The organism is Sphingopyxis sp. Soil_C_28 (assembly GCF_057657055.1).
On sequence record NZ_JBDGJE010000002.1, the window covers coordinates 126,261 to 150,284 of the forward strand.

Sequence of the window (24,024 nt, forward strand, 5' to 3'; positions counted from 1 at the left end):
TGCACAGGAAGCCATGGTGAAATGACCGACGACGAAGCGACTCCGGCTACGTTGACCGCCGACGGCGACCATGGTGTCACCGAGCATAAGGCGCATGTCCGCGAAGAGGCGGCGGCCGGCAACGGCCTTGCGGTCATTTCGATCGCAAAAAGCTATGACAAACGCACCGTCCTTTCGGACGTGTCGCTGTCGGTGGGCAAGGGCGAGGTTGTCGGCCTGCTCGGCCCCAATGGCGCGGGCAAGACTACCTGCTTCTATTCGATCATGGGGCTGGTGAAGCCCGACGCCGGACGCATCATGCTCGACGGCGCCGATATCACGGCGTTGCCGATGTATCGCCGGGCGATTCTGGGGCTTGGTTACCTGCCGCAGGAAACTTCGATCTTTCGCGGCATGACCGTCGAACAGAATATCAGTGCGGTGCTCGAACTCAGCGAGCCCGACAAGGTTTCGCGCGAACGTCGGCTCGAGGAACTGCTCGACGAATTCGGGCTGACGCGGCTGCGCGATTCGGCGGCGATGGCGCTGTCGGGCGGCGAACGGCGCCGCGCCGAAATCGCACGAGCGCTCGCCGCAAACCCTTCGATCATGCTGCTCGATGAGCCGTTCGCGGGCATCGACCCCCTGTCGATCAGCGACATTCGCGACCTCGTCGCCGATCTGAAGACGCGCGGCATCGGCGTGTTGATCACCGATCATAATGTGCGCGAGACGCTCGATCTCGTCGACCGCGCCTGCATCATTTACGACGGCAAGGTGTTGCTTGCCGGCTCGCCGGCCGAACTCGTCGCCGACCCCGAGGTGCGCCGCCTCTACCTCGGCGAGGGTTTCTCCTTGTGACGAGCTGACGCCCCGTCATGGCGTTGGGTCCGCGCCTCGATCTCCGCCAGTCGCAATCGCTGGTGATGACGCCGCAGCTGCAGCAAGCGATCAAGCTGCTGGCGATGTCGAACCTCGAACTCGAAGCCTATCTGGCCGAGGCGCTCGAGGGCAATCCGCTGCTCGATGCGACGTCGGCCGAAAGCGACGGCAGCGCGGGTGATCCGGGTGACGATCGCGGCGAAGAGGCTCCCGTAGCTGAGGCGGCGGCGCTCGATGCCGACCGGGCGCTTTCTTCGGATGGCGGGACCGAGAATGATCTCGACGTCGATCTGGCGGCCGACAGCTTTCATCACGATAGCGCGAGTGACAATGTCGGCCTGTCGGGCGCGGACAGCGAAGGGATCGACTTCGACAGCTTCGCTGGCGAGGATGAAACGCTCCACGGCCATCTGCTCGCGCAGGTTGGCGAGCGGTTCAGCGGGCTGGAGGCGATGATCGCCGAGCAGATCGTCGCGTTGATCGACGAGACGGGTTATCTGCGCGCCGACCTGGCCGAACTGGCGCAGCGACTCGGTGTCCCGCTCGCGCTCGTCGAGGCGGTCCTTTCGGGCGTTCAGTGCTTCGACCCCTCCGGCGTCGGCGGCCGCGACCTCGCCGAATGCATTGCGATCCAGGCGCGCGAGGCGGACCGCTACGACCCGGCGATGGCGACGATGATCGCGCACCTTGATCTCGTTGCAAAGGGCGCCTTTCCGCAACTCAAGCGCATCTGCGGCGTCGACGACGAAGATCTCGCCGACATGATTCGCGAACTGCGCGGCTATGATCCGAAACCGGGCCTGAAATTCGGCGGCGACAGGTCGCAGGCGGTTGTCCCCGACCTTTATATTCGCCGGACCGCGGCGGGCTGGGCGGTCGAGATCAACAGCGGCACGCTGCCGCGGCTGCTCGTCAACCGCCGCTATTACACCGAGCTTGCCACAGGCGCGGCGGCAAAGAGCAAGGCGTGGCTGTCGGAACAACTCGCGAGCGCCAATTGGCTGGTGCGTGCGCTCGACCAGCGCCAGCGCACGATCATCAAGGTCGCGAGCGCGATCGTGAAGCAGCAGGAAGGCTTTTTCCTCCACGGCGTCGCGCATATGCGTCCGCTGACCTTGCGGCAGGTCGCCGAGGAAATCGGCATGCACGAATCGACCGTCAGCCGCGTCACCAGCAACAAATATCTCAGCTGCCCGCGCGGGCTGTTCGAACTCAAATATTTCTTCTCGAGCGGGATTTCGGCGACCGAGGGTGAGGGCGCGGTGTCGTCCGAATCGATCAAGAGCCGGATCAAGGCGATGATCGAGGCCGAGGATGGCAAGGCGATTCTCTCGGACGAAACGATCGCGCAGAAACTATCGGCCGAGGGTCACGACATCGCGCGGCGCACCGTCGTCAAATATCGCGAGGCGATGGGCTATGGCTCGTCGGTGCAGCGGCGGCGTCAAAAGGCGCTGGCGGGCTAAAAACCGCCGGAAAGGCGGTTGACTTTCACCCCGCATCCCCATAGTTGCGCCGCTTCGCGTACAACGCTTGAATTTTACGGACAGAGATCATGAAGATTCGCAACAGCCTGAAGTCGCTGAAGGACCGCCACCGGGATAACCGCGTTATCCGCCGTCGTGGCCGCACCTATGTGATCAACAAGACCAACCGCCGCTTCAAGGCGCGCCAGGGCTAATGCCCTTGCGCGGGGTGTTTTCGCCCCGTTTGCTTTTGACGAACAGCGTTACGCCGTCGGATGCTTCCGGCGGCGCTTTCGCGTGTGGGGAGCGCATATGATTCGGCAAAGCGTGATTTTCGACGTCGGCCGCGTCCTGTTCGACTGGGACCTGCGCTATCTCTTTGCCAAGTTGATCGCTGATAAGGACGAACTCGAATGGTTCGTCACCCACGTCGTCACGCCGGGATGGCATTTCCAGCACGATGCCGGCCGCCCGCTCGCCGAAATGGTCTTCGAACTGAAAGTCGCGTTTCCCGATCATGCGCCGCTGATCGACGCCTACGCGACGCGCTTCAACGAGACGATTCCAGGCCCCATGCCCGGCAGTCTCGAGCTGGTCGAGCGGCTGGACAATGCGGGCGTACCGCTCTTCGCGATCACCAACTTCGGCCACGAGTTCTGGGAAGGCTTCCGCCCGACCCAGCCGATCTTCGACCGCTTCCGCGATATTGTCGTGTCGGGAACCGAAAAACTTCTGAAGCCCGATCCCGCAATCTACCGTTTTGCCATCGAGCGATTCGGCATCGACCCGGCGGGCGCGCTGTTCATCGACGATGTTGCCGCCAATGTTGCGGGCGCCGAATCGGTCGGGATAGTGGGGCATCAGTTCAAGGACGCCACGACGCTGGAATCCGAGCTGGTGTCGCGCGGATATCTGGACGCCCGATGAGCCGGGTGGATCGCCTTGAGCGTCTCGACTCCCGACGCCTTGAGCTCGAAGCCGAGTATGAGCAGGTTCTGCTCGATGCCCTTCACAGGGTCGCGGCCGGTTCCTGGGGCTTGTTCGGCCACACGAAAGATCGCGCTGCCCAAGCCAAATGGGAACCGGTCGTCACCGACCTGTGCGACCGGGGCGATGAAATAGACCAGATGCGCAAATCGCTGGGGTTGGAGCCGTTCGCCTTGCACGAAGAATTCGAGGCGTCGCGCGGCCCGGTTGCCTCGACCGCTCCGGGTGAACCGAAGCAGGCGAAGGCGTGGCTGGAGCGATTGGGCCAGCATAGCTAACCCAATCGTTCGCGAGTCGCCGTTACTTCTCGACCCCCAGCTGCGTCAGCACGAACGCAAACTCCTCGGCATCTTCGCGCAGCGCGCCCCAGCGGCCCGATTTGCCGGCATGGCCCGCCCCCATATTGGTGCGCAGCAGCAACGTCGCATCGTTGGTGCGCGTCGCGCGCAGTTTGGCGACCCATTTCGCGGGCTCCCAATAGGTCACGCGCGGATCGTTCAGCCCTGCCGACACAAGCATCGGCGGATAGGCCTTGGCGGTCACATTGTCGTAGGGGCTGTACGACAGCATATAATCGAACGCCGCCTTGTCGGTGACCGGATTGCCCCATTCGGGCCATTCGCCGGGGGTCAGCGGCAGCGTTTCGTCGACCATCGTGTTGATCACATCGACGAAGGGTACGCCCGCGAGCACCGCGCCCCACAGTTCGGGCGCCTGATTATACACCGCGCCCATCACCTGCCCGCCTGCCGAGCGGCCCTCGATCGAAATCTTGCCCGCGCTCGTATATTTCGCCGCGATCAGGCCTTTGGCGACGTCGATGAAATCGTTGAACGTGTTCGTGCGCTCGGTCGTCTTGCCCGCGAGATACCAGGCGCGGCCAAGGTCGTCGCCGCCGCGGACATGCGCGATCGCATAGATCATGCCGCGATCGACGAGGCTGAGCCGCGTCGTCGAGAAACCCGGCGGCACGCGGTATCCATACGACCCATAAACATAGAGGTGCATCGGCGCGCTGCCGTCGCGCGGCGTGCCCTTTTTATAGACGAGCGACACCGGAACCGGCGTCCCGTCGCGCGATGGCATATTCACCAATTCGGTTACATATTCGCTCTTGTCATAACCTGACGGTATTTCCTGAACTTTCAGCGTCTCGAGTTTGCGGCTTGCGAGATCATAATCGAACACGGTGTCCGGCGTGACCATCGATTCATAGTCGAGGCGCAGCTTGTCCTGATGATATTCGGGATTATCGCCGAGGCCCGCGACATAAGTGGCTTCGGGGAACTGAATCCGGCCGGGCGTCAGCGGCGCGTCATATTTGCGGATGTCGATCTGATCGACGCCCTTTTCGCGTGTTTCGATGACGAAATAGTCGCGGAAGATCGCAAGCCCGGTGATGTAGCTCGCGTCGGAGCCGGGTATCAGCGTCTTCCAATCTGCAGGCTTATTCAAGCTCGCGGTCGCGACGCGGAAATTGGCATGCTCGTCGTTGGTATAGACGTAGAGCGTGCCGTCGCGCTCATCGACGCTGTATTCGCGGCCCTTCTTGCGCGCCGACACCAGCTGCATTTTCGCCTCGGGATTGTCGGCGGGCAGCAGATAGACCTCGCTCGTCTCGTTATCGCCCGTTGCGATGACGATATAATTGTCGGCGGCGGTTTTACCGATGCCGACCCCGAAACCGATGTCGGCTTCCTTATAGAGCAATTTATCCTCTGCGACCGGCGTGCCAAGCTTGTGCAGCCGGACATTGTCGGTGCGCCAATTTTCGTTGGCGAGACCGTAAAGCAAAGCATCATTTTTCGCGGTCCAGACCAGCGAAGACAGGGTGCCCGGAATGACGTCGGGCAGCGCCTCGCCGGTCATCAGATTCTTGAAGCGAACCTCGAAACGTTCGGATCCATTGTCGTCGACGGCATAGGCCATCAGTTTGCCGTCGGGGCTCACCGACACGTCCGACAGGCGGAAATATTCCTTGCCTGCGGCCATCGCGACCTCGTCGAGGATCAGGATCGGTTCCCCGCCCGCGACGGGCTTGCGGTACCATTTCTTATATTCGGCGCCTTCTTCATATTCGACCCAGTAGATCCAGTCGCCGTCCTTCTGTGGCACGCTCGAATCGGCTTCCTTGATCCGGCCCTTCATTTCCTGGAACAGCGTTTCGACCAGTGCCGCGTGCGGCTTCATTACGGCATCGAAATAGGCATTCTCGGCCTTCACATAATCGAGCACATCCTTGTCATCGACGGTCGGATAGCTTTCGTCCTTCAGCCAGTGGTACGGATCGGAGAGCGTCTTGCCATGCAGCGTCATCTCGTGCGGGCGCTTCTCGGCGACCGGTGCGGCGGGCAGGGCAGGGGTGGTGCTGGTCAATGCGGGGTCTTTCTCTTGGGCGAACAGCGCGGGCGATGCGACAAGCGGGGTGGCAATTGCTGCCAGAAACATCCAAATAGCGCGCATCGAAAAATCCCCCGCGGTGTAGCCCGATTTGGGCAGGATTGCCGCGATGTAGGAATAAGGAACGCGTCATGTCCAGCCCCGTCCATGCAGAACGTCTCGCCCGCGTCCGCGCTGAACTCGCCGCGCGCGGTCTCGACGGTTTTGTCGTGCCGATCAGCGACGAACATATGAGCGAATATGTCGGCGAATATGCCCAGCGCATGGCGTGGCTGACGGGCTTTGGCGGATCGGCCGGAACTGCGGCGGTGCTGCCGCACAAAGCCGCGGTGTTTGTCGATGGGCGCTATACGGTACAGGTGCGCGACCAGGTCGACGGCGCGCTCTTCGACTATGTTGGCGTCCCGCAATCGAGCGTCGCTGAATGGCTGGGTGCGAACGTCGGCGCCGGACAGAAGATCGGTTTCGACCCTTGGCTCCACGGCATCGACTGGGCGCGGGCGCTTGGAAGGGCGCTCGCGCAAAAGGGCGCCCAGCTGGTCGCTGTGGATGCGAATCCGCTCGATGCCGCTTGGGACGACCAGCCGGCGCCGAGCGCCGCCGCCGTTTCGGTCCATGATGTCGCACTGGCGGGGCAAGGCGCGGTCGAGAAGCGCGAAGTCATCGCCGACTGGCTGAAGGCGCATGGCCTCGACACCACGGTGATGACCGCGCTCGACTCGGTCGCGTGGACGTTCAACATCCGCGGATCCGACGTCAGCCACACGCCGGTTGGGCTCGCCTTCGCGCTGCTCCACGCCGACGCGACCGCCGACCTGTTCATCGCGCCCGAAAAGATCACCGACGCGGTCCGCGCGCACCTCGGCAACAGCGTGCGGATCCATGATCGCGATGCGTTCGAAACCGCGCTCGCCGATCTCAAGGACAAGAAGGTCGCGGTCGATCCCGACCGCGCGGTTGCCGCGATTTTCACCGCGCTCGAGGCCGCGGGCGCAAAGATCGAGCGGCATCGCGACCCCGCGGTGCTGCCCAAGGCGATCAAGAACGACACCGAACTCAATGGCACGCGCGCGGCGCATGTCCGCGACGGCGTTGCAGTGTCGCGTTTCCTGCAATGGATGGAAGATGTCGCGCCGCAGGGCGGACTCGACGAACTCGGCGCCGCGGCAAAGCTGCGCGAATTTCGCGATGAAAACGGCGCGCTCGTCGATTTGAGCTTCGACACCATTTCGGCCGCCGGCCCCAATGGCGCGCTGCCGCATTACAAGGTCGACGAGACCACGAACCGTGCGATCGAGACCGGCACGCTCTATCTCGTCGATTCGGGCGGGCAGTACGCCGACGGCACCACCGACATCACGCGCACGATCGCGATCGGCACGCCGACCGCCGAAATGCGCCGCCGTTTTACTCAAGTGCTGAAAGGCCATATCGCGCTGGCGACTGCGCGCTTCCCCAAGGGGACGCGCGGCAGCCAGCTCGACATTCTCGCGCGCCAATATCTGTGGGCCGACGGAGTCGATTACGCGCATGGCACCGGCCATGGCGTCGGCACCTATCTCGCGGTCCATGAGGGGCCCCAGCGCATCGCCAAGCCCGCGGGCGGGCAGGCGGGGACTGAGGAGCCGCTGCACGCGGGGATGATCCTCTCGAACGAGCCCGGTTATTACAAGGCTGGTGCCTTCGGCATCCGCATCGAAAATCTGGTGATCGTGGTGCCGCAGCGTATCGACGGCGCCGAGGAGGACATGCTGGGGTTCGAGACGATCACCTTCGCCCCGATCGCGCAGAACCTCGTCGACATTTCGCTACTTTCGCCCGCCGAGGCCGACTGGTTCGACGCCTATCATCAGGAGGTGTTCGAAAAGCTCGCGCCGGGGATGAGCGGTGACGATCTTGGCTGGCTCGAGGCCGCATGTGCGCCGCTCGACCGCGCGCCCGCTGCGCTTGCGGCCTGAGGCCGGCATGGATCGCAGCCACTGGGACGTTCCGCTGGGGGATTTTCGCGTCCATGAGACCGTGCGCGTACGCTTCAACGAGATCGACGGGCAGAATATCGTCTTCAACGGCAATTATCTGGTCTACGCCGATATCGGCGTGACCGAATATTTTCGTGCGCTGGGCGAGGGGCAGCCCGGACCCTATTTTCACCAATATGGTACAGATATTCGCGAAGTGCATTGCGAAATCGACTATCATGGCTCGGCGCGGCTCGACGAGCGGATCACGATCGCTTCGCGGGTCAGCCGCTTCGGCCGGACGAGCTTCACGGTGCATTGCGCGATCTTTCGCGAAAGCGAGCGATTGACCGATATCGAGATCAGCTACGCGCATATCGACCTCGACAGCGGCGGCGCGACACCCCTTCCCGGCAGCTTTATCGCCGAGGTGCGCCGATTCGAAAAGCGGATTCCGTTGCAGGATTGATTCGCGGTTTTCCGCCGTTCGGCCCAAAAATGGCCGATTATCAACTAAAAAGGTCGAAAAAAAAGGGCCACCCGAAGGTGGCCCGTGAAAGTTTTGGGAGAGGATGCCTAAAAGGCATGCTCATATTGCAGTGCACAATGAATGTTGCAACTGCGAAAAGAGCATCTGCTATTGCATTTTTTGCAATCGAGAACGTTATCAGCGATCATTCGGCGCAATCCTCCTTCCCCTCGCAATATGACGCGAGATCGCCTAAATTGGCGCCATGCGAATGTTGAACAACATGGATGTCGGCGGCGGACTGTCCGATTTCTGGGCCTATATCCGCGAACCGCGCCCGCACCGCTGGACGAGCTGGGGGCTTGCGATCGCGCTGCCGCTAGTAATTTTCTATGGCTTTTCCGAGCATCTCATTCCCTATGAGAAAGAGAAGACCAAGATCATCTATTTTGAAAACTGGACCGCCAACCGCAGCGAAGCGGAGATTCGGGCCGACTGGATTGCCCGGGCGAAGGAAACGACGCGCGCGAATGCCAAACGCCGCGCGGAGTTTCAGCGGCTCGCCGAGGGGCTCGGAGTCGAATATGATTCGTCCGAAGCCGACAAGCTGACCCAGGAAACGCTGGGCGAAGAAGCCGAGGAATTGAAAAAGGCCCCTGCCTTGCCTCCGCAGCAGCGATCGACGCTTGCCGAACGCGCCGCACGTGGGCCGCAGGGCGGCGCGGCGCCCGGTCGCTGACCGGCGGTGCGGACGGGTCCTGCCGATTCGGATTGGATGGCTGCTGCCGTCGCGCTCTCGCGGCGCGGCCGGCCGGCGTCGGCGCCCAATCCCAATGTGGGCTGTTTGATCGTCAACGAGGGAAAGGTCGTCGCGCGCGGCTGGACCCGGCCCGGCGGGCGCCCGCACGCCGAGGCGGTGGCGCTTGCCGCAGCAGGCGGTGCGGCGCGCGGCGCGACCGTTTATGTCACGCTTGAACCTTGCGCGCACGCCAGCCCGCGCGGTGGCTGCTGCACCGATGCGCTGATCGCCGCGGGGGTCGCGCGTGTCGTGGTCGCCGCGCAGGATCCCGACCCACGCACCGACGGCAAAGGCATCGCCCGTTTGCAGGGGGCGGGAATCGAGGTCGTCTTCAATGTCCTTCCTGCCGAAGCGCGCGCCGCGATGGCGCCTTGGTGGACGCGGCACACCGAAGGGCGCCCGTTCGTCACGCTCAAGCTCGCGACCTCGCTCGACGGCTGCATCGCGATGCCGGATGGATCGAGCCGCTGGATCACCGGCGCGCGCGCCCGCGCGCACGGCCATCTCGAACGCGCGGGCCATCAGGCCATTCTGGTCGGGCGCGGAACCCTTGATGCCGACGCCCCCCGCCTCGACGTGCGCCTGCCGGGACTCGAAGACCGCAGCCCGAAAAAATTGCTGCTCACCCGCGGCGAAGCGCCGGAGGGCTGGACCGCCGTCGCTTCGCCCGAAGCGATAGAGGATATCGATTCGGTCCTGGTCGAAGGGGGCGCCGGTACGGCGTCGGCGTTCCTCGCCGCCGACCGCGTCGACCGCCTGCTCCTCTATCGCGCGCCGATCCTGATCGGTGGTGGAAAAGCGGTACTTGGCGACATCGGCCTGACCGATCTGGCGGATGCCCATGGCCGCTGGCGTCTCGCCGACAGCCGCCTGCTTGGCAGCGACCGGCTCGACGTCTACGAGCGGGCCAGAGAAGGATAACGCGACCCATGTTCACCGGCATCATCACCGACATCGGCACCATCCGCAGCCGGGAGGACCGCGGCGACACGCGGCTCGTCATCGACACCGCCTATGACATCGACAGCATTGCCATCGGGGCGTCGATCGCCTGCTCGGGCGCGTGCCTCACCGTCGTCGAAAAGGGCGTCGATGACGGGAGCAACGGTCCCGGCGGCTGGTTCGCGATCGACGCGAGCGGTGAAACACTCGCCCGCACCGCGCCGGGGATGTGGGATCAGGGGCGCCGCCTCAACCTCGAACGCGCGTTGAAGATCGGTGACGAACTCGGCGGACATATTGTCACCGGCCATGTCGACGACATCGGCCGGATCGTGTCGGTCGTGCCCGCCGGCGACAGCGTGACCGTTACGGTCGCCGCGCCCGCCGCGCTCGCGGCGCATATCGCCGCCAAGGGCTCGGTCACCGTTGACGGCGTGTCGCTGACGGTCAACGACGTAACCGATCAGCCCGACGGCGAGGCGCATTTCACGCTCAACATCATCCCGCATACGCAGGAGATGACGACGCTGAACGAAGCGGCGGCAGGGCGGCCCGTCAATCTCGAGATCGATATCCTCGCGCGCTACCTCGCCCGGATGCAGGCACGGGGGTGACCGCAGGCGGCGCACCGCACCCGCGTTCGATGCGCTGGCGCTACGCGGTGTGGTTGGCGGCAACCGTCCTTTTCCTGCTGAACTTCTTTCGCAGCGGCATCGATTTTTTCACTATCGCGCTGACGGCGATAATCGTCGCGCTCGGATTCGCCGTCGAACATGTCGAAACGCAGACGCGGCGCCCGCTAAAGAATGTCCTGCGGGTTGCACTGGCCTCCTTTGCGCTCGGCCTCGTGCTGATCCTCATGCCGGTGATGATGGGCGCAGGCCTGTGGATCGGCCTGATCCTGTGGGCTGCGCTGTCGGGCGGGGCGCTGGTCTGGTGCATCTATTACGAGCGTACCGAACCGCTCTGATCGCCCGCTAGCCTTCGACCCACCCCGCCGCCAGCTCGGGATCGGCCGCGACCATCGACCGCCGCATCGCCAGCCGCCCGATCCTGAGCAGCTCGGCCTTGCGCCGCGCGGGTGCGAGGTTACAGCTCGCGGCTTCGCGCACCACGGCGGCGCCATAGCGATCGGCGACGATCAGCCCTGAGGTCTCGCGCCGATAGCCTTCGCTTTCGAGGATGGCGGGGTCGAGCCCCGACGCGAGCGCCCAGTAAAAGCGGTCGCACCAATCGCAATAGTCGGGCCATTTGCCGTCGCCATGCAGGTCGGCCCGGCTGACCTTGATTTCGACGATTATGATATTTCCCTTGGCGTCGATGGCGGTCAGGTCGGTGCGTCGCCCGTTGGGCAGGGGGACCTCGGGAATGGCGACCAGTCCCGCCTGCGCGAACAGGCGGCATACGCCGCGCGCGACGTCCGCGGCGGTGATCAGGTCAGCCATCGCCTAAATCCGTCTTCAGAACGGAACGTCGTCGTCCAGATCGTCGTCGAACGGCGGTCGGCCACCGCCGCCGCTGCCACCGGCGCCACCGCTGCCGCCGCCAAAGCCGCCGCCCGACGATCCGCCGGAGCTACCCTGCTTCCAGCTGTCGCCCGAGCCACCGCCGGTATCGCCACCCCAATCGCCGCCGCCGCGCGAGCCACCGCCGCCGCCACCCGGGGCGCCGTCGAGCATGGTCAATGCGCCGCCGATCCCGGCGATCACGACTTCGGTCGTATATTTGTCGTTGCCGTCGCGGTCCTGCCATTTGCGGGTACGCAGCGAACCCTCGATATAAACCTTCGAGCCCTTTTTCAGATAGCGTTCGACCACGCCAACCAGCCCGTCGCCGTTGATGACGACATTATGCCATTCGGTGCGCTCCTTGCGCTCGCCGGTCATCCGGTCCTTCCACTGTTCGGAGGTCGCGATGCGGATGTTGGCGATCTTGCCGCCGTTCTGGAAGGATTTGATCTCGGGATCGGCACCGAGGTTGCCGATCAAAATTACCTTGTTGACGCTGCCAGCCATTGCCGCTCCGCTCCGCTAGAAAGTTGGAGGATCAGCCGAGCCCAAAAGCGACGGCGGTCCAGTAAGTGATACCAGCAGCGGCATAGGCGAGCGCGAACAAATAGCCAACCATGAACAGCGGCCATTTCCACCCATTGGTCTCGCGCCGGGTGATCGCGATCGTCGAAATGCACTGCGGTGCGAACACGAACCAGGCGAGAAAAGCGAGCGCGGTGGCGATGCTCCAGCGGCCCGCGATGCGGTCGCCGAGCTGTTCGGACATCGCCTCTTCGTCGCCCCCCGCGTCGATGGCGTTGGCGGTCGCCATCGCCGACACCGCCACCTCGCGCGCCGCCATCGCGGGGATCAGTGCGAGCGCGATGTCATGGTTGAAGCCGATCGGTTTGACGACCACCTCGAGCCCGCTAGCGATGCGGCCGCCAAGGCTATATTCGACCTGGCTCTGGCCGGCGGGCGCCTGCGGGAAAGTGAGCAGCAGCCACAGGACGACGGTCGTCGCGGCGATGATCGTGCCCGCGCGGCGGAGGAAAATCCACGCGCGCTGCCACAGCGCGATCAGGATGTCGTTCCAGCGCGGCCATTGATAGCGCGGCATTTCCATCATGAAGCCCGTCGCGTTGCCCCTGGTCACCGAGCGGCGAAGGACGAGCGCGACGAGCAGCGCGCCGACGATGCCGCTGATGAACAGCAGGAACAGTACCAGCCCCTGCAGGCCGACCGGCGATCCGCCGACGGTTTGTGCCGGGATGAAGGCACCGATGATCAGCGTATAGACCGGTAGCCGCGCCGAACAGGTCATCAGCGGCGCGATCAGGATCGTCGTCAGCCGGTCCTTCTCGTCGGGAATCGAGCGCGTCGCCATGATGCCCGGGACGGCGCAGGCGAAGCTGGACAGCAGGGGAATGAATCCGCGGCCCGACAGCCCGACCTTGCCCATCAGCCCGTCCATCAGGAAGGCGGCGCGGGTCATATAGCCCGACGCTTCGAGGACCAGAATGAAGAGAAAGAGGATCAGGATCTGCGGCAGGAAGACGACGACGGCGCCGACCCCGGCGAGCAATCCCTCGACCACCAGCCCGCGCAGGAAATTGTCGGGGAAGGTGCCGACGACCCATTGCTGCAGGAGGCCCACCCACCCTTCGAGCATGTCGGCGGGCGGCGCGGCCCATGAAAAGACCGCCTGGAACATTATGAACATGAGCGCGAGCAGGATGGCGAGGCCCGCGACAGGGTGGAGTACCACATTGTCGACGCGCTGGGTCCAGCGGCGCACCGGGGTTTCGTCCACCGTCGCGGCGTTCGCGATTGCGCGGGCGCGCTGGTGCAACGATGCGTCATTCTGCGGTGCGGGCGCCGCGCTCCGCGGCTGATGCGACTGGATCGCCCCGTCGATCGCGGCGAGCAGATCGACAAGCCCGCGCTTGCGCACTGCGACCGTCGGCACGACCGGCACGCCCAGTTCTTTCGACAAGCGTTCGGCGTCGAGCGTCAGCCCATCGCGGGTTGCAAGGTCGAGCATGTTGAGTGCAACCACCGTCGGCAAGCCGAGCGCGAGCAGTTCGAGCGCGAAGCAGAGGTGATTGTCGAGATTCGCGGCGTCGACCACGATGATCAATGCGTCGGGGCGTTTCTCGCCCGCCTGCCTGCCCAGGATCACGTCGCGCGTGACGGCCTCGTCGAGGCTGGCGGGGGTCAGGCTGTACGTACCGGGAAGGTCGATCAGCGAGATCGGCCTGCCGTCGGCAAAGCTGGCATGCCCTGCCTTCCGCTCGACGGTGACGCCGGGGTAATTTGCGATCTTTTGCCGCGCGCCGGTCAGCGCGTTGAACAGGCTCGATTTGCCGGCGTTGGGATTGCCGACGAGGGCGATGGAGGGGATGGCGGCGGTCATGCGGTTATCGATTCGATTTCGATCGCTGCGGCCTGGTTGCTGCGAATGATCACCTTCATGCGACCGATTGTCAGCGCCAGCGGATCGCGCGAAAAAATGCTGCCGCGGTGGAGCGGGGTGATCTCGCACCCTTCCATCAAACCGAATTCGCGCAAACGCCGTCCTTCGTCGTCGGACATCGAATTCCAGTCGATTCGGGCAATACGCACCGCAACGCCGAGCGGCGCCTTGTCGAGCGAATTTTCGAGCAAAGCTGTCATTTGCGAGCGATTATCAATAACAGCGCGTCAGCGCCAGTTCTTTATCGAAACCGACTATCGGCCCGGATAGCGCAGACGCCCGACAAAGCGCGCGAGGCTCGGCCGTTCGACCCCGCGCGCCGCGCGGCGGTACTTCCAGCTTTCGAAACGCATCACCTGATCGATCCGGCGGGCGAGGAAGGCGCGCGTGTCGGCGAAACCTTCGCTCTCGTCGTTCAGGAACACCGCCATCGTCGATCCATAGACCGCGCCAAGGATCGCGCGCTTGCTGTAATGATTATAGTCGGTCGCGGTGTCGCCCGCGAGCCGCCACATCTGATCGGCGGCGCGCCAGCCGAGCTTTGCGGCATGCGGCGCATTGGTGGGCAGCGCGAGCAAGGCCAGCGCGCGGCGCAGCGATTCGCGGTGCGGTGCGACGATGTCGATGCGCGTTTCGACGAGCGTCGTGATGCGCTCGCGGATCTTCAGCGCCGCGAGTTTCTCGGCGGGCCAGCGCTGCTCCATCGCCGCGTCGATATCGGCGAACCAGGCATCGACCATCTCGCGTCCGCCGCCGGGAAAGGCGAGGCGTGCGACATCGGCGTCGATGCCGACCCGCGCCGCGGCATCGTCGAGCGCGGCGGGGCCGAAGCCATCGAACGCCGCCGACGCGGCAATGAGCGGCGCGAGCGCAGCGCGAATTTCGTCGAGCGTCGGGTCGGCGGGAAGGATCGAAGCCATGTACGTCAGATAGGCCGCGCCGCGCGGTTCGGCAACCGGATCAGCACGAGCGCCGCGCCGACCATCATCCCGCCGACAATGTCGATGGCCGAGAGCGTCTCGCCAAAACCGATCCAGCCGGTCAGCGCGGCGAATGCGGGCTGTACCAACAGCGTCAGGCCAATGACGAGCGGCGAAAAGCGCGGCAGCGACCAGATCATCAGCCCTTGGCCGATAACCTGACTTACCAGTGCGAGCAGGATCAGAGGGGTCCAGTTCTGCGGCGTCACCGTTTCGCCGAGTGCGAGCGCGGTGCCGAGCAGGACGGGCACACACACCGCCGATGCGATCGCGAGCGCGGTCCAGGGTGCCAGCTCGCCGCGCACGCGCTGCATCAGGATGACGTAACCGGTGTAGAGCACGCCGGCGAGCAGGCTGAGCAGGTCGCCGACCAGATAGTCAGGCGACAGTTCGTAGCTTTGCCCCATCAAGAGCGCTGACCCGGCAAAGGCAAGCAGGATCGCCGCCGCTTGCCATCCGCGCGGGAGGGTGCGGGCCAGGAAAATACCCCAGAAAACGAGCAAGAGGCTGGCGCAATTGCCGAACAGGGTCGCGTTGGCGACCTTTGTCTGCAGGATGCCGAGGTGCCACGCGGCAAGGTCGAGTGCGAAGAAAATGCCGGCAACCGCGGCGATGAGCACTGCGGGGCGTGGTGGCATCCGCCCGCCGGTCTCGCGCCACGCGAAGATCAGAAGCAGCGGCAGCGCGAGCGTCATCCGCCAGAAAGCCGAAGCCGTCGGGCCGGTATCGGCCATGCGGACGAGCATGGCACCGAGCGACAGCGCGATGTTGCCGCCGAGCAGCGCGGCAAAGGCCCAGCGGCCGGGGCCGATAGCTGGTGCTTCGTCGATGCTGTCCTTCTTCGCTGTCATTTAGATTTTCTTTTGCTACGCACCATTGTGCAGGCGCCGGGACGTCCATAGCTTCGGAGCCCATAGCGGCGACCGTTCGGGTCGCCCATGCAAAAGTGAGCCGTGGAGGAATTATGGCCGTTTCCCTATTCGATCCGATCAAGCTGGGCGCGATCGACGCGCCAAACCGCATCATCATGGCGCCGCTGACCCGCGGCCGCGCCGGACCGGGCTTCGTCCCGAACGAGCTGGCGCGCGAATATTATCGCCAGCGCGCCTCGGCGGGTCTTATCATTTCTGAAGCCACCGGCATTTCGCAGGAAGGCCTTGGCTGGCCGTCCGCACCGGGCCTGTGGACCGATGCACAGGTTGAAGGCTGGAAGCCGGTGACCGACGCGGTGCATACCGCCGGCGGCCGCATCGTCGCGCAGCTCTGGCATATGGGCCGGCTCGTCCATTCGGTATTTAATGACGGAAAACAGCCGGTTTCGGCTTCGGCGACGGTCGGCGAAGGCCGCGCGCATACGCCGGTGGGCCGTATGGACCTTGAAGAAGCGCGCCCGCTGCGCATTGACGAAATGCCGCGCGTGATCGGCGATTATGTGAAGGCGGCCGAGAATGCGAAGAAGGCCGGTTTCGACGGCGTCCAACTCCACGGCGCCAACGGATATCTGATCGACCAGTTTCTGCGCAACGGCAGCAACCTGCGCGACGATGATTATGGTGGCTCGGTCGAAAACCGCATCCGCCTGCTGCGCGAAGTGACCGAGGCGCTGATCGGCGTCTGGGGCGCCGGCCGCGTGTCGGTGCGCCTGTCGCCGAACGGCGCGACGCAAGGCGTCGACGACAGTGCGCCCGAAACGCTGTTTCCCGTCGCCGCCGCAGCGCTCGACGCGCTGGGCATCGGTTTCCTCGAACTGCGCGAACCCGGTCCCGACGGCACGTTCGGAAAGACCGATGTGCCCAAGCAATCGCCGGCGATCCGCGCGGCGTTCAAGGGGCCGCTCATCCTCAACAGCGACTATGACGTCCAAAAGGCCGAAGCGGCGTTGGCCGATGGCAGGGCCGATGCCATTGCGTTCGGCCGTCCGTTCATCGGCAACCCCGACCTTGTCGAACGAATCGAGAGCGGCGCCGAATGGGCCGCGGACAACCCGCAGACCTGGTATTCGCCGGGCCCCGAAGGCTACACCGACTATCCTGCGCTGGTGAACGCATAAGGCTGATCGATCCTCCCTGTGGCAGCGCCGCAGGGGGGATCGATCATTTACCCCTTCTCTGCGACCGCCTTGTCGACGATGCCGGCCCCGATGGGCCGAAGAATGTTGCCGCCGAAGCGGAACAGGAGAAAGGCAGCGACGACGAGCAGAAACGGCTCGATAAAGAGCGCGGCGGTCGCCGCGACGACAAGCGCGAAGAATAGCGTAACGAAGCTGCTGCTGAGTATCTGTTGACCCTTAGGGCCCAGCTCGATCGTGCGCGGCCCCTTCGCATCCCACCATTTGCCGGTGACGATCGTCTTGCGGCCGCCGACTTGCGGTGCCGGGCGGTTCGTGGTGCGGGCTGGCGTCGAATCGGCTTTCAGGGCGGGGCGATCGCCCGGCGCGGCGTTCCAGGGCCGCTTGTTGCGCTCGGCGACCGCGGCGGCGATGCGATCCTTTCCGCTATTCGCGAGCGCGGGCTTCACGACTTGCTGCGCCGGTGCGGGCCGGGCGCTCAGTCCCGATTCGGCGCGCGCTGCCGCCGACATATCGGGGGTCGCCTGCTTTCGCTCGGGCCGGATCGGCTCAACGCCCAGATTGCGATCGTGAATGTCCATGCGCTCGGCCGCGCTCGGGGGTGTCTGGCCCGTCTGCTTGTCGATCACCACCAGCCGTCCGCCGCGCTCGACGACGGAAAAACGGCTGGGAGGCGGACGATCAACCAATGCCGAATTGTTCCTTCAGGGCCAGCATGGCGATCGCGGCCTTCGCCGCTTCGCCGCCCTTATCCTTGCGCGTCTTGTCGGCGCGCGCAAGCGCCTGTTCTTCATCCTCGACGGTCAGGATGCCGTTACCGATCGCGAGCCCGTCGAGCGTCAGCGCCATGATGCCGCGCGCGCTTTCGTTCGAGACGACTTCGAAATGATAGGTTTCGCCGCGGATCACGACGCCCAAAGCGACATAGGCGTCGTAACGCCCGCTGTCGGCAGCGAGCGAAATCGCCGCGGGCACTTCGAGCGCGCCGGGGACGGTCACCGTGTCGTGGCTATGCCCGGCTGCGTCGAGCGCGCTGCGTACGCCGTCGAGCAGCATGTCGTTGAGGTGGCTATAGAAACGCGCTTCGACGATCAGGACGTGGGCCATCATGCTTCTCCGGGAATGGGGCGTTCGCCGACGACCGACAGGCCATAGCCTTCGAGACCGACGATATTGCTGTGGGTGGGGGTGAGCAATTCCATCGCGTGGACGCCGAGGTCAGCGAGAATCTGCGCGCCGATGCCATAGGTGCGAAGGTCCATGCCGCTGGTCGGCGCAGGGGTCGCATCGGCGTCGGCCGATCCCGGCAGCGGGCGCATCAGCATCACGATCACGCCGGCGCCAGCCTCGCCGATCGCGTCCATCGTGCGTTGCAGGCGGCGCTTTTTCGGTCCGGGGCGGCCCATGATGTCGTCGAAGATCGACACCGGGTGCATCCGGACGAGCGTTACGCCCTCGGGATCGACCGGCCCCTTTTGAAGCACCAGATTGACGGTGCCGTCGATCTTGTTGCGATAGGATTTGAGCCGCCAATCGCCGCCATAATCCGATTCGAACGGCTCGTCGGACACGCATTCGACCAGCCGGTCGCTGCGGCTGCGATAAGCGATCAGGTCGGCGATCGTGCCGATCTTCAGCCCGTGGCGCCGCGCAAAGGGGACCAGATCGTCGAGCCGCGCCATCGTGCCGTCGTCGTTCATGATCTCGCAGATCACGCCCGACGGGTTGAGCCCGGCGAGGCGGGCGATGTCCACCGACGCCTCGGTATGCCCCGCGCGGACCAGCACGCCGCCGTCGCGCGCAATCAGCGGAAAGATGTGGCCGGGGGTGACGATGTCGTCGCGGCTCTTGCCGGCATCGATCGCAACCGCGACGGTGCGCGCGCGATCGCCCGCCGAAATGCCCGTGGTCACGCCTTCGCGCGCCTCGATCGAGGTGGTGAAGGCGGTTTCGTGCCGCGTGCCGTTCTGGCGGCTCATCAATTCGAGCCCGAGCGTATCGACACGCGACTTGGTGAGTGTCAGGCAGACGAGCCCGCGGCCGTGCGTCGCCATGAAGTTGATCGCGTCGGGGGTCGCCATCTGTGCGGGGATGACAAGGTCGCCTTCATTTTCGCGGTCCTCGTCGTCGACGAGGATGAACATGCGGCCGTTGCGCGCCTCGGCGATGATCTCTTCGGGGCTCGCCATCGGTGACAGGTCGCTGCCGTTCGCGAGCCAGTTTTCAAGCTTGCGCAGCGTCTCGGCGGTCGGATTCCAGCCCGGCGAGTCGAGATCGCGCAGGCTGTTGGCATGAAGGCCGGCGGCGCGCGCGAGGCCCGAACGGGACATGGACCCGTCGTCGACGATGGCGCGGATGCGCTCGATGAGTTGCGTGGACATGAAGCCCATGTCTCACATTATAATGTGACTGTCAATCCAGATATCACATCGTGCTGATCAATTGGGACCGAAACTCGGGCCGAGGTCGCGAATCGGTCCGTCTGCCTTGGCATCGAGCAACGCTACGATCTGCCCGGTGCGGTCGTCGCGCTTGGCATAGGCGCGCGCCGACATGCCCGCGACATGGTCGGCCTTGTCGGGGTTGGCGCCGCGCCGGACGAGCAGGCGGACCATGGCAACATTCTTCGACTGGACCGCCAGGATCAACGCGGTTTCGCCGCGTCGGTTAGCCTGGTCGACGGGTGCCTTGTCCTTCAGGAGTTCCTCGGCGCCGTCGGTGAAGTTGATCAGTGCCGTGTGCATCAGCGGCGTCATGCCCTGCTTGTCGCCGATCGACGGGTCGGCGTCCTTGCCGAGCAGGAAGCGCAGCCACGTCAGGTCGCGTCGTTTGGCGACGATGATCAGGGCGGTTTCGCCATTGTCGGGGTGCCGCGTGTTGATGAACGACGGATCGTCCTTCAGCGCCTCGGTCGCCTTGGTCCCGTCGCGGCTGTCGACCGCCTGCAAAAAGGCAAATCCGCCGCGGAACTGCGCTTTCGCGGGGCTGAGAAGAAGGCCCGTCGCGGCAACCAGTGCGACGAAAAAGGCAGCGAGGCGGAATTCCGCACGGCGAAACATGATCGGCGACCCCTGGGGCAATTTGTCCGCCGCAGATGCGACGACAATGGTTGATTTTCGGCGGCTAGCCGACCAAGGCTGGCTGCATGATGAATATCGCAAATATGGGACAAAGGCTGGTCCGCGCAAGCCTGATCGTCTTATTTGGTGCGGCATTGGCGGGGTGCAACGGCGCGGCCGACGCACCGTCCGCCAAACCGCCGCTCGAAGGCGCGCGCATCGGGGGCGCTTTCACGCTCACCGACCAGACCGGCAAGACCGTTCGCGACACCGATTTCGCAGGCAAATACCGCCTCGTCTATTTCGGCTACAGCTTCTGCCCCGACATCTGCCCGGTCGATCTGCAAAAGCTGATGCGCGGGCTGTCGCAGTTCGAAAAGACCGATGCCGCGCGCGGCGCCAAGATTGCCCCGCTGTTCATCACCGTCGATCCGGCGCGCGACACACCCGAAGCGCTGAAGCCTTTCGTTGCGCGTTATCACCCGCGCCTCCTCGGCCTGACCGGCACGCCCGAACAGATTGCCGCGGTCGCGAAGGCCTATGTCGTGACATATAACAAGGTCGAGGGTTCGGCGCCCGACCGCTATCTGATGGCGCACAGCCAGCTTGCCTTCCTGATGGATCCGGCGGGCAAGCCGCTGGCGCTGCTGCCGCTCGATGATCCCTCGTCGGATGCCGATGAGGGCGCCCCCGCTGCGGTCGCCGCCGAGCTGGCGAAATGGGTGAAATGATGCGTGGTGAGGCGCAACCCTTCTGGGAAGCGCCGCTTGCCAGCCTCGACGCCGGCCAATGGGAGGCCTTGTGCGACGGCTGCGGGAAATGCTGTCTGCACAAGCTGGAGGATGAGGACACGGGGCGCATCTATCCCACCAACGTCGCGTGTCGCCTGCTCGATCTCTCCACCGCGCGCTGCGGCGATTACAAGCATCGCCGCCGCCATGTTCCCGACTGCCTGACGCTGACCAAGGCGAAAGTCGCCGATATCGAATGGCTGCCGCAAAGCTGCGCCTATCGCTTGCGTGCCGAAGGCGAGCCTTTGCCCGACTGGCATTATCTCGTCTGCGGCGACCGCGACGCCGTGCATCGCGCGGGCGAATCGATCGTCGGCTGGACCGTTGGCGAAGATATGGCCGGGCCGCTCGAGAATCATCTTGTCGAACGCATCGTCTGACTTCGCGCCCGATGGGCCGCATATCTGGGTCGGTGACGACGCCTGGCCGGTGCGCGTCGTTCGCCACGCGCAATCGCGCCGCTATCGCCTTGTCTTCGACGGCGCGCGGGGCGAGTTGCGGCTGACGGTGCCGCGGCGCACCAACGAGCGCGCGGCATTGAAATGGGCGGGCGAACAACAGGCCTGGCTGGCGGAGCAGGTCGGCAAGGCGGCTTTGCCGGTGATCGTCGGGCCCGGCGCGGCGGTTCCCTTTCTCGGCATCGACCGCCACATCGACTGGACGCCAACCGCGCCCCGCGCGATCCGGCTTGACGCGAACAGTCTGCGCGTCGGCGGTCCCGCCGAAAGCGTTGGCCGGCGCATCGAGCGCTGGCTGAAGGGTCAGGCGCTCGATCTGATGGAACGCGAAAGCCGCGAGATTGCCGCCGCCGCAGGGCTATCGGTCGGCCGCGTCTGCGTCGGCGATCCGCGCAGCCGCTGGGGCAGCTGCACCCACGATGGCGATCTGCGCTACAGCTGGCGGCTCGTCATGGCGCCCGATCATGTCCGCCGCGCGACCGTGGCGCACGAGGTCGCGCATCTGCGGCATATGGACCATGGCCCGGATTTTCACGCGCTTGTCGATGAACTCCACGACGGCGATGTCGCGATCGCGCGGCAGTGGTTGCGCCGCGAGGGGCGCGCGCTCCACCGCTATCGTTTCGCGGTCTGATCCGGCCTAGTTCGAATCGCCCGGCTGGTTTCGCGGCGGTTGTGACTTGGCGGCCGGCGGCGGCGCTTTCGGAACCGTAATCATCTTGGGCTGCCCGCCATTGTCGCCGGGCCCGCGCCGGCCGGTCTGCTCCTCGATCCATTGCTGGTCGAGCACCGGCGCGTCGTCCGATTGCGGCGGCGCGGGTTCGGTGCCTTCGGGCGGACGGCTGTCATATGGCAGCTCGATCGGCATGCCATTATCGTCGACCAGCCCTTCCTCGCCGGGTTCGCCCATATAGGCCTGGCCTTCGTCCTCGAGTTGCCATTCGGGCAGCACGACTTCGGTGTCGAACTGTTCGACCGGGCGCCGCGCGACCGCGATACGCATATAATCGGCAAAGGCCTTGGCGGGCGCTCGGCCGCCTTGCAGCCCGCCGACCGCTTTCGCATCGTCACGGCCCATCCACACGCCCGTCGTGATCCCGCTCGAGAAACCGAGGAACCAGCCGTCCTTGTTGCTTGACGTCGTCCCGGTCTTGCCCGCGACGGGGCGGCCGATCTGCGCCGCCTTGCCGGTTCCGGTGTTGACCGCGGTCTGGAGCAGGTCGGTGATCCCCGCGGCGACCCAATGATCGACGAGCGTTTGCCCGCGTTCGGCGGGGCGCTGATAGAGCAGGCGGCCGTCGGCGGTCGTCACCTTGGTGATGCCATAGGGCTGGACCGAGACGCCGCCGCGCGACACGGCGGCAAAGGCCGCGGTCATGTCGATGACGCGGACCTCGGCGCTGCCGAGCACCATCGATGGGTGGGTGTTGATCGGTGTCGTGATCCCGAAGCGGCGCGCCATGTTGGCGACCGAGGAAAAACCGACTTCGTCGCCCAGCTTTGCCGCCACGGTATTGACCGAATAGGCAAAGGCGCTGCGCAGATCCATTGTGCCGGAGAAGCGGCCCGATGAGTTGCGCGGCGACCAGCCGTTGATCGTCACGGGCTCGTCGACCACCTGATCGCCGACTTTGTAACCGGCTTCCAGCGCCGCCATATAGACGAACAGCTTCCACGCCGATCCTGGCTGGCGCAGCGCCTGCGTCGCGCGGTTGTAGTTCGACGATACATAATCCTTGCCACCGACCATCGCGCGCACTGCGCCGTCGCGGTCGAGCGACACCAGCGCGCCCTGGACGCCGCCCGGTGTGTTCGCCTGGATCGATGCGGTCGCCGCGCGCTGCATGCCCAGATCGATCGTGGTATAAACGTCGAGTGCGTCGCTGCCCTCGTCGATCAGCATGTCGAGCTGCGGCAGCGCCCAGTCGCTGAAATAGCGTGCGCTGTTCTGCCCGGTTTCCTTCGCGAGCTGGACATTCGCGGGTTCGGCGCTGTCGGCCTGCGCCTGGGTGATAACCCCGGCGTCGACCATGACGCTCAGTACCACGCCGGCGCGGCCGAGCGCGGCCTGGGCATCGGCGGTCGGCGAATAGCGCGACGGGGCCTTCACAAGTCCCGCAACCACGGCTGCCTCGGACAGCGACATTTCGGTCGCGCTATGCCCGAAAAAGCTGTTCGACGCGGCGTCGATGCCATAGCTGCCGCCGCCGAAATAAACTTTGTTCAGGTACAGCTCGAGAATCTCGTCCTTCGAGAATTTCCATTCGAGCGCGAGCGCGAGGATCATCTCCCGCGCCTTGCGCTTGAAATCATAGCTGTTCGACAGGAAGATATTGCGCGCGAGCTGCTGGGTGATTGTCGATGCGCCCTGCAGGCGGCGTCCGCTGCCGCGATTCTGGACCGCGACCGCCGCTGCGCGCACCATGCCGACGGGGTCGAGCCCCGGATGATAGCGAAAGCGCCGGTCCTCGACCGCGACCATCGCGTCCTGCATCACCTGCGGCGTTTCGCGCAGGGTCAGCCAGCGGCCATAATTCGGCCCGAGCGACAGGAATACGGTGCCATCGGCGGCGCGGACGCGGATCGTCTGGCCCGCGGGCGATTTCTTGAGCTCCTCGAAGCTCGGCATGCGCTGCACCGCGATGCCGACCGCGACGCCAAGCGCGACAAGGCCGACAACCGCAAGGCCAAGGCCCCAGCGGAAGATTCGCCGGACCCAGACGCGAAATCGGGACGGCGCGTCACCGGACGTGCCGTTCCCTTTGCTGGACGATGACGATTTATTCGACGAAGCCTGCTGTCTTTCGCGGCGCAAAGCCC

At 64.9% G+C, this 24,024-nt stretch carries 27 protein-coding genes; 15 read left to right on the forward strand and 12 right to left on the reverse strand.

Features of this window, described 5'->3' with window-relative positions; genetic code table 11:
* The first annotated feature begins 21 nt into the window (after window positions 1-21).
* From lptB to AC3A43_RS08785, 5 genes are all read left to right on the forward strand, one after another.
* Window positions 22-840 (forward strand): LPS export ABC transporter ATP-binding protein, encoded by an 819-nt coding sequence (gene lptB, locus AC3A43_RS08765; protein WP_487792158.1) that lies wholly within the window; start codon window positions 22-24, stop codon window positions 838-840.
* Between the two features lie 17 nt (window positions 841-857).
* Window positions 858-2,327: an RNA polymerase factor sigma-54 gene (gene rpoN, locus AC3A43_RS08770; RefSeq protein ID WP_487792159.1), complete on the forward strand. Its 1,470-nt coding sequence runs from the start codon at window positions 858-860 to the stop codon at window positions 2,325-2,327.
* 89 nt (window positions 2,328-2,416) lie between these two features.
* Window positions 2,417-2,542 (forward strand): type B 50S ribosomal protein L36, encoded by a 126-nt coding sequence (ykgO, locus tag AC3A43_RS08775; RefSeq protein ID WP_003046794.1) that lies wholly within the window; start codon window positions 2,417-2,419, stop codon window positions 2,540-2,542.
* 97 nt (window positions 2,543-2,639) lie between these two features.
* A complete protein-coding gene (locus AC3A43_RS08780) occupies window positions 2,640-3,254 on the forward strand; it encodes an HAD family hydrolase (protein ID WP_487792160.1) in 615 nt (204 codons plus the stop codon).
* Window positions 3,251-3,592 carry a hypothetical protein gene (locus tag AC3A43_RS08785; RefSeq protein ID WP_487792161.1) on the forward strand — a complete coding sequence of 114 codons (342 nt, stop codon included), beginning with the start codon at window positions 3,251-3,253 and terminating at the stop codon, window positions 3,590-3,592. The genes AC3A43_RS08780 and AC3A43_RS08785 overlap by 4 nt, the downstream gene beginning before the upstream one ends.
* Before the next feature lie 22 nt (window positions 3,593-3,614).
* Here the strand turns inward: AC3A43_RS08785 and AC3A43_RS08790 are convergent, their stop codons facing one another.
* Entirely contained in the window at window positions 3,615-5,777 is a 2,163-nt protein-coding gene (locus AC3A43_RS08790; protein WP_487792162.1) for a S9 family peptidase, read from the reverse strand.
* Between the two features lie 68 nt (window positions 5,778-5,845).
* On the opposite strand from AC3A43_RS08790, the gene AC3A43_RS08795 reads away from it, so the two are divergent.
* From AC3A43_RS08795 to AC3A43_RS08820, 6 genes are all read left to right on the forward strand, one after another.
* The gene (locus tag AC3A43_RS08795) at window positions 5,846-7,672 is read left to right on the forward strand and encodes an aminopeptidase P family protein (protein ID WP_487792163.1); all 1,827 of its coding nucleotides are present in this window, start codon (window positions 5,846-5,848) and stop codon (window positions 7,670-7,672) included.
* Window positions 7,673-7,679: 7 nt separating this feature from the next.
* Complete coding sequence (locus AC3A43_RS08800) at window positions 7,680-8,141, forward strand: acyl-CoA thioesterase (protein WP_487792164.1); 462 nt, start codon at window positions 7,680-7,682, stop codon at window positions 8,139-8,141.
* A gap of 271 nt (window positions 8,142-8,412) precedes the next feature.
* Window positions 8,413-8,880, forward strand: coding sequence for a hypothetical protein (locus AC3A43_RS08805; protein WP_487792165.1), 468 nt, complete (start codon window positions 8,413-8,415; stop codon window positions 8,878-8,880).
* A 36-nt stretch (window positions 8,881-8,916) separates the two neighbouring features.
* Entirely contained in the window at window positions 8,917-9,861 is a 945-nt protein-coding gene (gene ribD / locus AC3A43_RS08810) for a bifunctional diaminohydroxyphosphoribosylaminopyrimidine deaminase/5-amino-6-(5-phosphoribosylamino)uracil reductase RibD (protein WP_487792166.1), read from the forward strand.
* Window positions 9,862-9,869: 8 nt separating this feature from the next.
* Window positions 9,870-10,496, forward strand: a complete 627-nt coding sequence (locus tag AC3A43_RS08815; protein ID WP_487792167.1) for a riboflavin synthase — start codon at window positions 9,870-9,872, stop codon at window positions 10,494-10,496.
* Complete coding sequence (locus tag AC3A43_RS08820) at window positions 10,493-10,852, forward strand: hypothetical protein (protein ID WP_487792168.1); 360 nt, start codon at window positions 10,493-10,495, stop codon at window positions 10,850-10,852. Before AC3A43_RS08815 ends, AC3A43_RS08820 begins: the two co-directional genes overlap by 4 nt.
* A 7-nt stretch (window positions 10,853-10,859) precedes the next feature.
* On the opposite strand, the gene AC3A43_RS08825 is transcribed toward AC3A43_RS08820, so the two are convergent.
* Genes AC3A43_RS08825 through AC3A43_RS08850 form a run of 6 tightly spaced genes read right to left on the reverse strand, consistent with a single transcriptional unit; the run spans window position 10,860 to window position 15,679 of the window.
* Window positions 10,860-11,327, reverse strand: coding sequence for an MmcB family DNA repair protein (locus AC3A43_RS08825; RefSeq protein ID WP_487792169.1), 468 nt, complete (start codon window positions 11,325-11,327; stop codon window positions 10,860-10,862).
* A gap of 15 nt (window positions 11,328-11,342) precedes the next feature.
* On the reverse strand, window positions 11,343-11,897 hold the full coding sequence (gene ssb / locus AC3A43_RS08830) for a single-stranded DNA-binding protein (RefSeq protein ID WP_487792170.1): 555 nt from the start codon (window positions 11,895-11,897) through the stop codon (window positions 11,343-11,345).
* A gap of 31 nt (window positions 11,898-11,928) precedes the next feature.
* A complete protein-coding gene (gene feoB, locus AC3A43_RS08835; RefSeq protein WP_487792171.1) occupies window positions 11,929-13,788 on the reverse strand; it encodes a ferrous iron transporter B in 1,860 nt (619 codons plus the stop codon).
* Window positions 13,785-14,048 (reverse strand): FeoA family protein, encoded by a 264-nt coding sequence (locus tag AC3A43_RS08840; protein WP_487792172.1) that lies wholly within the window; start codon window positions 14,046-14,048, stop codon window positions 13,785-13,787. Before AC3A43_RS08840 ends, feoB begins: the two co-directional genes overlap by 4 nt.
* Before the next feature lie 54 nt (window positions 14,049-14,102).
* On the reverse strand, window positions 14,103-14,768 hold the full coding sequence (locus AC3A43_RS08845; RefSeq protein WP_487792173.1) for a COQ9 family protein: 666 nt from the start codon (window positions 14,766-14,768) through the stop codon (window positions 14,103-14,105).
* 5 nt (window positions 14,769-14,773) lie between these two features.
* Complete coding sequence (locus tag AC3A43_RS08850; RefSeq protein ID WP_487792174.1) at window positions 14,774-15,679, reverse strand: DMT family transporter; 906 nt, start codon at window positions 15,677-15,679, stop codon at window positions 14,774-14,776.
* Between the two features lie 113 nt (window positions 15,680-15,792).
* Between AC3A43_RS08850 and AC3A43_RS08855 the strand changes: the two genes are divergently transcribed.
* Window positions 15,793-16,878 (forward strand): alkene reductase, encoded by a 1,086-nt coding sequence (locus AC3A43_RS08855; protein WP_487792175.1) that lies wholly within the window; start codon window positions 15,793-15,795, stop codon window positions 16,876-16,878.
* A 47-nt stretch (window positions 16,879-16,925) separates the two neighbouring features.
* On the opposite strand, the gene AC3A43_RS08860 is transcribed toward AC3A43_RS08855, so the two are convergent.
* From AC3A43_RS08860 to AC3A43_RS08875, 4 genes are read right to left on the reverse strand one after another with little or no spacing between them, the layout of a single operon-like run.
* Window positions 16,926-17,585: a hypothetical protein gene (locus tag AC3A43_RS08860; RefSeq protein WP_487792176.1), complete on the reverse strand. Its 660-nt coding sequence runs from the start codon at window positions 17,583-17,585 to the stop codon at window positions 16,926-16,928.
* Window positions 17,578-18,003, reverse strand: a complete 426-nt coding sequence (gene ribH, locus AC3A43_RS08865) for a 6,7-dimethyl-8-ribityllumazine synthase (RefSeq protein WP_487793028.1) — start codon at window positions 18,001-18,003, stop codon at window positions 17,578-17,580. The genes AC3A43_RS08860 and ribH overlap by 8 nt, the downstream gene beginning before the upstream one ends.
* Window positions 18,003-19,277 carry a 3,4-dihydroxy-2-butanone-4-phosphate synthase gene (ribB, locus tag AC3A43_RS08870; RefSeq protein ID WP_487792177.1) on the reverse strand — a complete coding sequence of 425 codons (1,275 nt, stop codon included), beginning with the start codon at window positions 19,275-19,277 and terminating at the stop codon, window positions 18,003-18,005. Before ribB ends, ribH begins: the two co-directional genes overlap by 1 nt.
* A 57-nt stretch (window positions 19,278-19,334) precedes the next feature.
* Window positions 19,335-19,955 (reverse strand): ankyrin repeat domain-containing protein, encoded by a 621-nt coding sequence (locus tag AC3A43_RS08875; RefSeq protein WP_487792178.1) that lies wholly within the window; start codon window positions 19,953-19,955, stop codon window positions 19,335-19,337.
* A gap of 86 nt (window positions 19,956-20,041) precedes the next feature.
* Between AC3A43_RS08875 and AC3A43_RS08880 the strand changes: the two genes are divergently transcribed.
* Genes AC3A43_RS08880 through AC3A43_RS08890 form a run of 3 tightly spaced genes read left to right on the forward strand, consistent with a single transcriptional unit; the run spans window position 20,042 to window position 21,838 of the window.
* The gene (locus tag AC3A43_RS08880) at window positions 20,042-20,686 is read left to right on the forward strand and encodes an SCO family protein (protein WP_487792179.1); all 645 of its coding nucleotides are present in this window, start codon (window positions 20,042-20,044) and stop codon (window positions 20,684-20,686) included.
* On the forward strand, window positions 20,674-21,126 hold the full coding sequence (locus tag AC3A43_RS08885; RefSeq protein ID WP_487792180.1) for a YcgN family cysteine cluster protein: 453 nt from the start codon (window positions 20,674-20,676) through the stop codon (window positions 21,124-21,126). The genes AC3A43_RS08880 and AC3A43_RS08885 overlap by 13 nt, the downstream gene beginning before the upstream one ends.
* Window positions 21,107-21,838 (forward strand): M48 family metallopeptidase, encoded by a 732-nt coding sequence (locus tag AC3A43_RS08890; protein WP_487792181.1) that lies wholly within the window; start codon window positions 21,107-21,109, stop codon window positions 21,836-21,838. Before AC3A43_RS08885 ends, AC3A43_RS08890 begins: the two co-directional genes overlap by 20 nt.
* Before the next feature lie 6 nt (window positions 21,839-21,844).
* Here the strand turns inward: AC3A43_RS08890 and AC3A43_RS08895 are convergent, their stop codons facing one another.
* Complete coding sequence (locus tag AC3A43_RS08895) at window positions 21,845-24,019, reverse strand: transglycosylase domain-containing protein (protein WP_487792182.1); 2,175 nt, start codon at window positions 24,017-24,019, stop codon at window positions 21,845-21,847.
* Window positions 24,020-24,024 lie beyond the last annotated feature (5 nt).

What these genes read in the sequence shown, in the direction of transcription:
- lptB (WP_487792158.1), top strand. Translation starts at nt 22, where the DNA reads ATGACCGACGACGAAGCGACTCCGGCTACGTTGACCGCCGACGGCGAC.
- rpoN (WP_487792159.1), top strand. Translation starts at nt 858, where the DNA reads ATGGCGTTGGGTCCGCGCCTCGATCTCCGCCAGTCGCAATCGCTGGTG.
- ykgO (WP_003046794.1), top strand. Translation starts at nt 2,417, where the DNA reads ATGAAGATTCGCAACAGCCTGAAGTCGCTGAAGGACCGCCACCGGGAT.
- AC3A43_RS08780 (WP_487792160.1), top strand. Translation starts at nt 2,640, where the DNA reads ATGATTCGGCAAAGCGTGATTTTCGACGTCGGCCGCGTCCTGTTCGAC.
- AC3A43_RS08785 (WP_487792161.1), top strand. Translation starts at nt 3,251, where the DNA reads ATGAGCCGGGTGGATCGCCTTGAGCGTCTCGACTCCCGACGCCTTGAG.
- AC3A43_RS08790 (WP_487792162.1), bottom strand. Translation starts at nt 5,777, where the DNA reads ATGCGCGCTATTTGGATGTTTCTGGCAGCAATTGCCACCCCGCTTGTC.
- AC3A43_RS08795 (WP_487792163.1), top strand. Translation starts at nt 5,846, where the DNA reads ATGTCCAGCCCCGTCCATGCAGAACGTCTCGCCCGCGTCCGCGCTGAA.
- AC3A43_RS08800 (WP_487792164.1), top strand. Translation starts at nt 7,680, where the DNA reads ATGGATCGCAGCCACTGGGACGTTCCGCTGGGGGATTTTCGCGTCCAT.
- AC3A43_RS08805 (WP_487792165.1), top strand. Translation starts at nt 8,413, where the DNA reads ATGTTGAACAACATGGATGTCGGCGGCGGACTGTCCGATTTCTGGGCC.
- ribD (WP_487792166.1), top strand. Translation starts at nt 8,917, where the DNA reads ATGGCTGCTGCCGTCGCGCTCTCGCGGCGCGGCCGGCCGGCGTCGGCG.
- AC3A43_RS08815 (WP_487792167.1), top strand. Translation starts at nt 9,870, where the DNA reads ATGTTCACCGGCATCATCACCGACATCGGCACCATCCGCAGCCGGGAG.
- AC3A43_RS08825 (WP_487792169.1), bottom strand. Translation starts at nt 11,327, where the DNA reads ATGGCTGACCTGATCACCGCCGCGGACGTCGCGCGCGGCGTATGCCGC.
- ssb (WP_487792170.1), bottom strand. Translation starts at nt 11,897, where the DNA reads ATGGCTGGCAGCGTCAACAAGGTAATTTTGATCGGCAACCTCGGTGCC.
- feoB (WP_487792171.1), bottom strand. Translation starts at nt 13,788, where the DNA reads ATGACCGCCGCCATCCCCTCCATCGCCCTCGTCGGCAATCCCAACGCC.
- AC3A43_RS08840 (WP_487792172.1), bottom strand. Translation starts at nt 14,048, where the DNA reads ATGACAGCTTTGCTCGAAAATTCGCTCGACAAGGCGCCGCTCGGCGTT.
- AC3A43_RS08845 (WP_487792173.1), bottom strand. Translation starts at nt 14,768, where the DNA reads ATGGCTTCGATCCTTCCCGCCGACCCGACGCTCGACGAAATTCGCGCT.
- AC3A43_RS08850 (WP_487792174.1), bottom strand. Translation starts at nt 15,679, where the DNA reads ATGACAGCGAAGAAGGACAGCATCGACGAAGCACCAGCTATCGGCCCC.
- AC3A43_RS08855 (WP_487792175.1), top strand. Translation starts at nt 15,793, where the DNA reads ATGGCCGTTTCCCTATTCGATCCGATCAAGCTGGGCGCGATCGACGCG.
- ribH (WP_487793028.1), bottom strand. Translation starts at nt 18,003, where the DNA reads ATGGCCCACGTCCTGATCGTCGAAGCGCGTTTCTATAGCCACCTCAAC.
- ribB (WP_487792177.1), bottom strand. Translation starts at nt 19,277, where the DNA reads ATGTCCACGCAACTCATCGAGCGCATCCGCGCCATCGTCGACGACGGG.
- AC3A43_RS08875 (WP_487792178.1), bottom strand. Translation starts at nt 19,955, where the DNA reads ATGTTTCGCCGTGCGGAATTCCGCCTCGCTGCCTTTTTCGTCGCACTG.
- AC3A43_RS08880 (WP_487792179.1), top strand. Translation starts at nt 20,042, where the DNA reads ATGATGAATATCGCAAATATGGGACAAAGGCTGGTCCGCGCAAGCCTG.
- AC3A43_RS08885 (WP_487792180.1), top strand. Translation starts at nt 20,674, where the DNA reads ATGGGTGAAATGATGCGTGGTGAGGCGCAACCCTTCTGGGAAGCGCCG.